7 protein-coding genes are annotated in these 9379 nt (G+C 74.3%); 5 read left to right on the top strand and 2 right to left on the bottom strand.

Annotated elements, in window-relative coordinates:
• From LG632_RS16645 to LG632_RS16635, 3 genes are all read left to right on the top strand, one after another.
• The coding region (locus LG632_RS16645; RefSeq protein WP_226728096.1) for an ATP-binding cassette domain-containing protein at positions 1–865 on the top strand (865 nt) is incomplete at its 5' end.
• A complete protein-coding gene (locus LG632_RS16640) occupies positions 862–1767 on the top strand; it encodes an ECF transporter S component (protein WP_226728095.1) in 906 nt (301 codons plus the stop codon). The genes LG632_RS16645 and LG632_RS16640, both read left to right, overlap by 4 nt.
• A gap of 288 nt (positions 1768–2055) precedes the next feature.
• Positions 2056–2460 carry an aggregation-promoting factor C-terminal-like domain-containing protein gene (locus LG632_RS16635; RefSeq protein WP_226728094.1) on the top strand — a complete coding sequence of 135 codons (405 nt, stop codon included), beginning with the start codon at positions 2056–2058 and terminating at the stop codon, positions 2458–2460.
• Positions 2461–2711: 251 nt separating this feature from the next.
• Here LG632_RS16635 and LG632_RS16630 read toward each other — a convergent pair whose 3' ends face one another.
• On the bottom strand, positions 2712–3881 hold the full coding sequence (locus tag LG632_RS16630) for a steroid 3-ketoacyl-CoA thiolase (protein WP_226728093.1): 1170 nt from the start codon (positions 3879–3881) through the stop codon (positions 2712–2714).
• A 240-nt stretch (positions 3882–4121) separates the two neighbouring features.
• Here LG632_RS16630 and LG632_RS16625 point away from each other — a divergent pair, with 240 nt between their 5' ends.
• The gene (locus LG632_RS16625; RefSeq protein ID WP_226728092.1) at positions 4122–5366 is read left to right on the top strand and encodes a cytochrome P450; all 1245 of its coding nucleotides are present in this window, start codon (positions 4122–4124) and stop codon (positions 5364–5366) included.
• A 1089-nt stretch (positions 5367–6455) separates the two neighbouring features.
• On the opposite strand, the gene LG632_RS16620 is transcribed toward LG632_RS16625, so the two are convergent.
• Positions 6456–8516, bottom strand: a complete 2061-nt coding sequence (locus LG632_RS16620; RefSeq protein ID WP_445271390.1) for a phosphatase PAP2 family protein — start codon at positions 8514–8516, stop codon at positions 6456–6458.
• A gap of 302 nt (positions 8517–8818) precedes the next feature.
• Between LG632_RS16620 and LG632_RS16615 the strand changes: the two genes are divergently transcribed.
• Entirely contained in the window at positions 8819–9178 is a 360-nt protein-coding gene (locus LG632_RS16615; protein WP_226728091.1) for an antibiotic biosynthesis monooxygenase family protein, read from the top strand.
• Positions 9179–9379: the final 201 nt, after the last annotated feature.

The raw sequence follows: 9379 nt of genomic DNA, 5'->3' as shown, positions 1-9379 counted from the left end.
CGGCCTCGGCGTACGGCGCGGCCGTACGGAGGTGCTCCGCGGCATCGACCTCGACGTCCGGCCGGGCGAGACCGTCGCCCTGATGGGCCGCAACGGCGCCGGCAAGTCCACCCTGCTGGCCGCCCTGACCGGCATGATCGAGCCGGCCGCGGGCTCGGTCACCGTCGCCGGCAAGGTCCCGCACCGCACCCGGCCCGCCGAGATGGTCCGCCGGGTGGGCCTGGTCCCGCAGGAGCCCCGCGACCTGCTGTACGCCGACACGGTCGCGGCCGAGTGCGCCGCCGCCGACCTCGACGCCCGGGCCGAGCCCGGCACCTGCCGGGCCCTGGTCTCCGCTCTGCTGCCCGGCGTCCCGGACGACACCCATCCGCGCGACCTCTCCGAGGGCCAGCGCCTCGCGCTCGCCCTCGCCCTCGTCCTGACCGGCCGACCCGGGCTGCTCCTGCTCGACGAACCGACGCGGGGCCTGGACTACGCCGCCAAGGCCCGGCTGATCGAGATCCTGCGCGACCTGGCGGCCCGGGGCCACGCCGTGGTCCTGGCCACGCACGACGTGGAACTCGCCGCCGAGCTGGCCCACCGGGTGGTGATCCTGGCCGGCGGCGAGATCGTCGCGGACGGCCCGACGGCCGAGGTCGTGACCTCCTCCCCCGCCTACGCCCCCCAGATCGCCAAGGTCCTGGCCCCGGACCCGTGGCTCACCCTGGCCCAGGTCGCCGAGGCCCTGCCGGAGACCCCCGAGGTCCCCGAGCCGCTGCCCGGCAGCGTCCCGGTGCCCGCGACCGGCGAACCCTCCCCCGCCCGCCCCCTCCGTCCCGGCCGCACCTACCGCGTCTCGGGACCTGACCCGCAGGACGCCCGATGAGCCGCCGCACGCCCGCACCCCGGGGCCGCAGCCGCCCCGTCCGGATCGGGCCGCGCGGGGCGGCCGCCCTGCTGCTGGTCACCCTCATCGGCATCGCCGCCTTCGGCTGGCCGCTGCTGGCCGACCGGCAGTCCGGGCTCGCGCACTCCCAGGACGCCCCCTGGCTCTTCGCCGCCCTGCTCCCGCTGCTCGTCGCGGTGGTCGTGGCGACCCTGGCCGACCAGGGCATGGACGCCAAGGCCGTGGCGATGCTCGGGGTGCTCGCCGCCGTCGGGGCCGCCCTGCGGCCGCTGGGCGCCGGGACCGCCGGCCTGGAGCCGATGTTCTTCCTCATGGTGCTCAGCGGCCGCGTGCTGGGGCCCGGCTTCGGTTTCGTCCTCGGGGCCGTCACGATGTTCGCCTCCGCCCTGCTCACGGGCGGGGTGGGGCCCTGGATGCCGTTCCAGATGCTGGCCCTGGGCTGGTTCTCGCTCGGCGCCGGCCTGCTGCCGGGACCGGAGCGGATCCGGGGCCGGGCCGAGCTGGCCATGCTGGCGGCGTACGGCTTCGCGGGCTCGTTCGCGTACGGCACCGCCATGAACCTTCAGGGCTGGGTGCTCCTGCAGGGCATGGGGCAGGGCATCTCCTTCCACCCCGGGGACCCGGTGCCCGCGAACCTGGCCCGGTTCGCCGCGTACTGCCTGGCGACCTCCGCGGGCTGGGACCTCGGCCGGGCCGTGCTGACCGTCGTCCTCACCCTGACCCTGGGCGGCACGGTGCTCAAGGCGCTGCGCCGCGCGACGAGGAAAGCGGCGTTCGACGCGCCGGTGGCCTTCGATTCGGGGGGTGAAGTGGCCCGCACCACACCCCAAAAACAGGTACAAGTCGTGACAGAAAGCGACATCCGGGCCCGTTGGCGGTGAGGCGGCCCACAGGACCCACGTCACATTCGACCCCGCCTAGTAGACCCCCACCCCCGTCCCGGGCGCGCCCGCACGGGCCGAGCGGGCGGCCACGGGCCCGGTTCCTGCGACCGCCGCTAGTAGCAGGGGGGCGTTGCCAGGCGGTTCCCGGCCTGGCTAACTGGTGTTGTCGCCGAGGCGGCCGGGGCGCAGGCCCCCCGCCGGGACGAACCCCTCTCCCTCGCGTGAGTGGCTCACGCATGCCTGCGGCATGCCGCGACCGCCCCTGTCCCCTACGGAAGGTCTTCCGTGTCCCGCTCCGTCATCCGCCGCATCGCCGCTTCCCACAAGACCCTCGCGGGCACCGTCGTCGGCCTGGCGGCCGCCGGCTCCCTGCTGGCCGCCGTTCCGGCCCAGGCCGCCCCGACCAGCGCCAAGGCGATCGCCCAGCAGATGATCAAGGACCCCGCGCAGTTCGCCGCGTTCGACAAGATCGTGTCGCACGAGAGCGGCTGGGACCACACCGCCACCAACGCCTCCTCCGGCGCCTACGGCCTGGTCCAGGCCCTGCCCGCCTCGAAGATGGCCTCCGCCGGCGCGGACTGGAAGACCAACCCCGCCACCCAGATCAAGTGGGGCCTGGACTACATGAACGCCCGCTACGGCAGCCCCGTCGGCGCCTGGAACTTCTGGCAGGCCAACCACTGGTACTAGACCAGAGCCACGCCCGGACCGGTGACCCGCGCCACCGACGCGGCACCCCCGGCAGGCGCCACCGAAGCAGCACTCGCGCAGGCGCCCCGCAGCAGCACCCCGCAGACGTACGAAGGCCCCGGCAGGCCGACCTCCCCAGGTCCGGCCCGCCGGGGCCTTCTGCTTCCCCATCCCACAGGGTCCGTACGGGCTCACCCCGGCCGGTGGCGGCGGCAGCGGCACCGACTGCGCCCGGCTGCGGCTGCGACCGGCTACAGCCGCTGGATGATCGTGCCGGTCGCCAGCGCCCCGCCCGCGCACATCGTGATCAGCGCGAACTCCTTGTCCCGCCGCTCCAGCTCGTGCAGCGCGGTGGTGATCAGCCGGGCGCCGGTGGCCCCGACCGGGTGGCCCAGGGCGATGGCCCCGCCGTTGACGTTGACCTTCTCCAGGTCCTGGTCGAAGACCTTCGCCCAGCTCAGCACGACCGCGGCGAAGGCCTCGTTGATCTCCACCAGGTCGATGTCCTTCAACGACATCCCGGCCTTGCCGAGCACCGCCCGGGTCGCGTCGATCGGCCCGTCGAGGTGGTAGTGCGGGTCGGCGCCGACCAGCGTCTGGGCGACGATCCGGGCCCGCGGCTTCAGCTTGAGCGCGCGGGCCATCTTGCGCGAGGCCCACATCACGGCCGCGGCGCCGTCGGAGATCTGCGAGGAGTTCCCGGCGGTGTGGATGGCCGTGGGCATGACCGGCTTGAGGCGGGCCAGGGCCTCCATGCCGGTGTCGCGCAGCCCCTCGTCCCGGTCGACCAGCCGCCACATGCCCTGCCCGGCCCGCTGCTCCTCCTCGGTCGTGGGCACCTGCACCGCGAAGGTCTCGCGCTTGAAGCGCTCCTCGGCCCAGGCCGCGGCCGCCCGCTCCTGGGACAGCAGGCCCAGCCGGTCGACGTCGTCGCGGGTCAGGCCGCGGCGGCGGCCGATGCGTTCGGCGGCCTCGAACTGGTTGGGCAGGTCGACGTTCCACTCGTCCGGGAACGGCTTGCCCGGCCCGTGCTTGGATCCCGAGCCGAGCGGGACCCGGCTCATCGCCTCGACGCCGCACGCGATGCCGATGTCCATGACCCCGCCGGCGATCATGTTGGCCACCATGTGGTTGGCCTGCTGGGAGGAGCCGCACTGGCAGTCCACGGTGGTCGCGGCGGTCTCGTACGGCAGGCCCATGGCGAGCCAGGCGTTGCGGGCGGGGTTCATGGACTGCTCGCCGGCGTGCGTGACCGTGCCGCCGACGATCTGCTCGACGCAGTCGGGGCGGATTCCGGTTCGGGCCAGGAGCTCGCGGTAGGTCTCGCCCAGGAGGTAGGCGGGGTGGAGGTTGGCGAGCGCGCCGCCGCGCTTGCCGATGGGGGTGCGTACGGCTTCGACGATGACGGGTTCCGCGGCCATGAGCTCGTCCTCTCCTGCACGGCGGGCGGGCCGTCCCGGCGCCCCACCCGAACTAGTACGCGTTCTAGTTCTCCCCGCAGTCTTACGACCCTCGGCCCGACCGCACAAGGGTCTTGCACCCGCCCTGCACGGATTCCACACGCAACAGTTGGTGCGGCGACCCTTGCCTCTTCTAGAACTCGTTACTACGTTCAAGCCAACATCTGATGGGTCGTCAGACTTCCCGACCTTGGAGTGCCGATGCCCTGCCCCGCGCTGCCCGAAGGCTTCGACGCCACGGATCCCGACCTGCTCCAGGACCGCGTTCCCTTCCCCGAGTTCGCCCTGCTGCGGCAGACGGCTCCGGTGTGGTGGTGCCCGCAGCGCCGCGGTGTCACCGGCTTCGACGACGAGGGCTACTGGGCCGTCACCCGGCACGCGGACGTCAAGTACGTCTCCACGCACCCCGAGCTGTTCTCCTCGCACGCCAACACCGCGATCATCCGCTTCAACGAACGCATCCAGCGCGAACAGATAGATGCCCAGCGCCTGATCATGCTGAACATGGACCCGCCGGAGCACACCCGGGTCCGCCAGATCGTGCAGCGCGGCTTCACCCCGCGCGCCATCCGCGGCCTGGAGGGGGCCCTGCGCGAACGCGCCCGCGGCATCGTCACCGAGGCCAAGGCGGCGGCCGGGGGCGGCTCGTTCGACTTCGTCACCAAGATCGCCTGCGAGCTGCCCCTGCAGGCCATCGCCGAACTGATCGGCGTACCGCAGCAGGACCGCTCCCGGATCTTCGACTGGTCGAACAAGATGATCGCCTACGACGACCCGGAGTACGCCATCACCGAGGAGGTCGGCTCCGAGGCGGCGGTCGAACTCATCGGCTACGCCATGAACATGTCCGCCCAGCGCAAGGAGTGCCCCGCCAAGGACATCGTGACGCAGCTGGTGGCGGCCGAGGGGCAGGGCAACCTCAGCTCGGACGAGTTCGGCTTCTTCGTCCTGCTGCTCGCCGTCGCGGGCAACGAGACCACGCGCAACGCCATCAGCCACGGCATGTACGCCTTCCTGACCCACCCCGAGCAGTGGGAGCGGTACAAGGCGACCCGGCCCTCGACCGCCGCCGAGGAGATCGTGCGCTGGGCCACCCCGGTGGTGTCCTTCCAGCGCACGGCCACCCAGGACACCGAGCTGGGTGGCCAGAAGATCCGGGCGGGCGACCGCGTCGGCCTGTTCTACTCCTCGGCCAACCACGACCCCGAGGTCTTCACCGACCCCGACGTCTTCGACATCACCCGCGACCCCAACCCCCACCTGGGCTTCGGCGGTGGCGGCCCGCACTTCTGCCTCGGCAAGTCCCTGGCGATCCTGGAGATCGACCTGATCTTCAACGCCCTCGCCGACACCCTGCCCGACCTGCGCCTGACCGGCGGGGGCCCCCGCCGCCTGCGCGCGGCCTGGCTCAACGGCATCAAGGAACTCCAGGTCAGCCCCGCCTGACCCGGCCCGAGCACGGCAGGGGCCCCACTTCCCACGCCAGGCCCCTGCCGCCCGCGGACCCCGCCCGAGCCCCGGCCGGGGGCGGAGGGCGGGGGTGCGGGTGGGCGTGCGGGGTGGGGGTGCGGGCTCGCCCCGCGCCCCGAGTGGCGGAAAGCATCCCCCGGGCGGACCATGGCAGAACGCGGCGATCCATCGCACAACAGGGGTGCCGGGGCCCCGAAACCACCCCGGCACCCCTGCCGACGCCCCGGCACGGCGGTGACGCCGGCCGGCAGCGGCACGAGGACGACGGGACCCCACGGACAGCACCGCCACCCCGGGCAGCGACGCGCCACCACGGACCGTCGGCGACGGGCTCGTACGCCGATGCGACCCAGCAGCGACGCCCGGAGCCGACGATCCCAGCTGAGCGGTGACACCCACTCAGCCACGACCCCGCACCGACCGCCGCTCGACAGCGCCCGGCGCCCCACGAGCGGTTGCGCCGCAACGGCGCTGCCTCCCCGACAGCGAGTCCACCCGGCCAGCGGGCGCCCCGGACCACAGGCGACGCCGGGACGGCGACGCCCGGGACGGTGGTGACGCCAGGACAGCGGCGACAGCCGGGGCGGCGGCGGCACCGGGACGGCGGCGACAGCCGGACAGCGAGGGCGCCGGGGCGACGATGACACATGGACGGCGGTGCCACCGCACGGCGGTGGCACCGGGACGGCGGCGACGCCGGCACAGCAGCGGCAGCCACTCGGCGCTGACGCCCGCTCAGCGACGACGTCCAGGCGGCGCTGGCTCCTGCACAAGCGGCCGCGTTCCCAGACAGCGGTGACACGCAAACAGCGGCACCCACCCAGACGGTGGGAGCACCCAGCAGCGCCCGGTGGCGGTGACACCCACTCAGCGGTGACACCGACTCAGTCACGGCAACCGCCCGGCCACGGCAACCACCTGGCCGGGTACGGCACAGCGGCCGGGTCCGGCACAGCGGCCCGGTACGGCCACAGCGGTCGGCGCCCAGGCGGGGCGGTGTCACCAGGACGACGGCGCAGCCAAGTCGGCGGTGACACCCAGCAGCACCCGCGCAGCGGGATCCGCTCAGCCGACCCGCCCCGCCCCGGCGGACCTCTCGGCGGCGGCCTCAGCAGCCCCGGCCGACCCGGCGGAGGCGGCGGACCCGGCGGAGGCGGCGGAGGCGGCGGAGGTGCCCACCTCGGCCGACCCGGCCGACTCGGCCGACCCGGCCCCCCGCGGCCCCGGCACGCTCACCCCCCGAGGCCCGGGCGCCGGAACCCCCGGCCCGCCCGCCGGAACCCTCGGCCCGGACAGCACGTGCACCGCCGCGAACCCGCACCCGACCACCACCGCTCCCCCCACGGCATCCAGCACCCAGTGATTGGCGGTGGCCACGATCGCGCACACGGTGATCACCGGATGCAGCGCCCCCACCACCTTCTGCCACCCCTTCGGCGCCAGCACCACGACCACGACCCCGCACCACAAGGCCCACCCGAAGTGCAGCGACGGCATCGCCGCGTACTGGTTGGAGATCGCGGTCATGGCCCCGTACTGCGGATCCGCCAGGTCCTGCGGGCCGTGCACGGTGTCGACGAAGCCGAGGCCGGGCATCAGCCGCGGCGGCGCCAGCGGGTAGAGCCAGAACCCCAGCAGCGCCAGCACCGTCGCCAGCCCCAGCGAGGCCCTGGCCCACCGGTAGTCCGCGGGCCGGCGCCAGTACAGCACCGCCAGCACGCCGAGCGGCACCACGAAGTGGAACGACGTGTAGTAGAAGTTGAAGAATCCTTCCAGCGGGCCGGTCCTGACGACCGCCATGTTCACGGCGTACTCGATGTCGATGCCGAGCGCCCGCTCCACCGCGTGGATCTGCCGCCCGTGCCCCTCGGCCACCGCCCGGCTGTTCGGCGCGGCGGCCCGGATGTGGGAGTACAGGGAGTAGCCGACCCGTATCAGCAGCAGTTCCAGCAGCAGGTTCGGCCGGCTCAGCACCCGCCGCCAGAACGGCAGCAGCGGCACCCACGACCAGCGTGACGGCACGGCCGCGCCGTACCCGGTCGGCACCGGCTCGCGCCAGTACGGCGAACTGCGCGGCAGGAACGGCACGGCGCAGGCCGTGGCCAGCGCGGCGAGCAGCAGCACGTTGTCGCGTACGGGCGCCAGGACGGCCAGGTTGGGCAGCAGCACGTCGCTCGGCAGGGCCGCGACCAGCACCACCGCCACCGGCCACACCCGCCGGTCGGCGGCGCGCCGCCCGATCCGCCCGGCCACCGCGAGCAGCACCCACAGCAACTGGTGGCGCCAGCCGGTGGGCGAGACCGCGACGGCCGCACAACCGGTCACGGCGACGGCGAGCAGCACCTGGCCGTCGGCGGCGTACCGGACGGCGCGGCGCAGCCCCGCGTAGGCGACCGCCCCGGCCAGGGCGACGTAGAGGACGATCTCGCCCGGCCCCGACAGGCCCAGCCGCAGCAACGCGCCGTGCAGCGACTGGTTCGCCACGTCCGCGGGGCCGCCGCCGAGGCCGGCGCCGACCAGGTGCTGCACCCAGTACGTCCAGGAGTCCCGCGGCAGCGCGGCCCAGGCCAGCAGGCCGGCCCCGGCGAAGGTGACCGCGGCCGAGCGGGCACCGGTACGGCGGCCCGACAGCCACAGCAGACCGGCGAACAGCAGCAGCGCGGGCTGGAGGGCGGCGGCGAGGCCCACGAGGAAACCGGCCGGGCGTTCGCCCCGGACCCGGAAGACGCCGAGGAGCACCAGCAGCACGGCCAGCACGGCGGTCCGGCCGGGCGTGGCCGCGTCCCGGACCGGCAGCGAGACCGTCATCAGGGCGACCAGCACCGGCGCGGCCAGCAGCGCCGTGCGGCGCGGCACGGGGTCGGGCAGGGCGCGGGCGGCGACCACACCGACCGCGGCCACGAGCACGAGCGTGATCCCGGTCCAGACGACCTCCAGCGACTGCTCGCCGAACCCGCTGACTTCACCGATTCCGGTGAGCGGTCTGATCGCCAGTCCCGCTAACGGTGTGCCGCCGAACCGGCCGCCCGCGTAGAGCGCTCCGGGCGGTCCCGGCAGGTGGAGTTCGGCGAGCCAGGCGTCGGACGGCACGCGCAGCGCCTCGGCGAGCTGTCCGACGGCCAGCACGGCCGCGAGGGCCCACAGCAGCAGTCGCGCGGCCGTGGGTCCGCCGCGTGCGTCGCGTCCACCGCGGGCGTCGCGTCCGCCGTGTGCTTCGCGTCCGCCGTGTGCGTCGCGTCCGCTGTGTGCTTCGCGTCCGCCGTGTGCGTCGCCTATGACTCCGGCATGTCCGTGCCCACCGCCGTGCTCCGCCGCGTCCGCCACGCCTCGTCGGCCTCCCACCGTGTCGTCCTGCTGACCGCAACCGCGAGTTCACTTGGCTGCCGCGCCGCATTACCGGGGACGACGATATCCCTAGGATGGCGGGCATGAGCATCGTGAAGATCAACGTACTGACCGTTCCGGCGGAGCAGCGGGAGGTCCTGGAGCAGCGGTTCGCCTCGCGGGCCGGCGCCGTGGAGGGGTCCGACGGATTCGAGTGGTTCGAGCTGCTGCGCCCGACGGAGGGCACCGACCAGTACCTCGTGTACACGCGGTGGCGTGACGAGGCGGCCTTCCAGGCGTGGATGGAGGGCCCGATGAAGGCGGCGCACCAGGGCGGTCAGCAGCAGGGCGGTCAGCAGCAGGGCGGCGGCACGGAGACCGCCGACCGGCCGAAGCCGGCGGCCTCGGCGTCGACACTGTGGTCGTTCGAGGTCGTCCAGCAGGCGGCCCCGAAGCAGGCCTGAACCCACGACGCCCGGGCCGGGACCGGGGCCGGGCGGAGCCCGGGCCAGGGCGAACTCAGCCCGCGAACCCCCGGGCCGGGCGGAGCCCGCGAACCCGGGCCGGGCCGGGGCGAGCTCAGCCCGCGACCCCCGGGCCGGGCAGTCGGTCATATCTGGCCGGCTCCAGGCCCGGTCCGTACTGCCGGGCCCCCTGATCAGGCC

It is taken from the genome of Streptomyces antimicrobicus, from assembly GCF_020532625.1.
GTDB lineage: Bacteria > Actinomycetota > Actinomycetes > Streptomycetales > Streptomycetaceae > Streptomyces > Streptomyces antimicrobicus.
This window is presented reverse-complemented; position numbering and strand designations above follow the sequence as displayed.

Excerpts from the sequence above, each read along its gene's own strand:
- LG632_RS16625 (WP_226728092.1), top strand. The coding sequence starts at position 4,122 with ATGCCCTGCCCCGCGCTGCCCGAAGGCTTCGACGCCACGGATCCCGAC.
- LG632_RS16615 (WP_226728091.1), top strand. The coding sequence starts at position 8,819 with ATGAGCATCGTGAAGATCAACGTACTGACCGTTCCGGCGGAGCAGCGG.
- LG632_RS16630 (WP_226728093.1), bottom strand. The coding sequence starts at position 3,881 with ATGGCCGCGGAACCCGTCATCGTCGAAGCCGTACGCACCCCCATCGGC.
- LG632_RS16640 (WP_226728095.1), top strand. The coding sequence starts at position 862 with ATGAGCCGCCGCACGCCCGCACCCCGGGGCCGCAGCCGCCCCGTCCGG.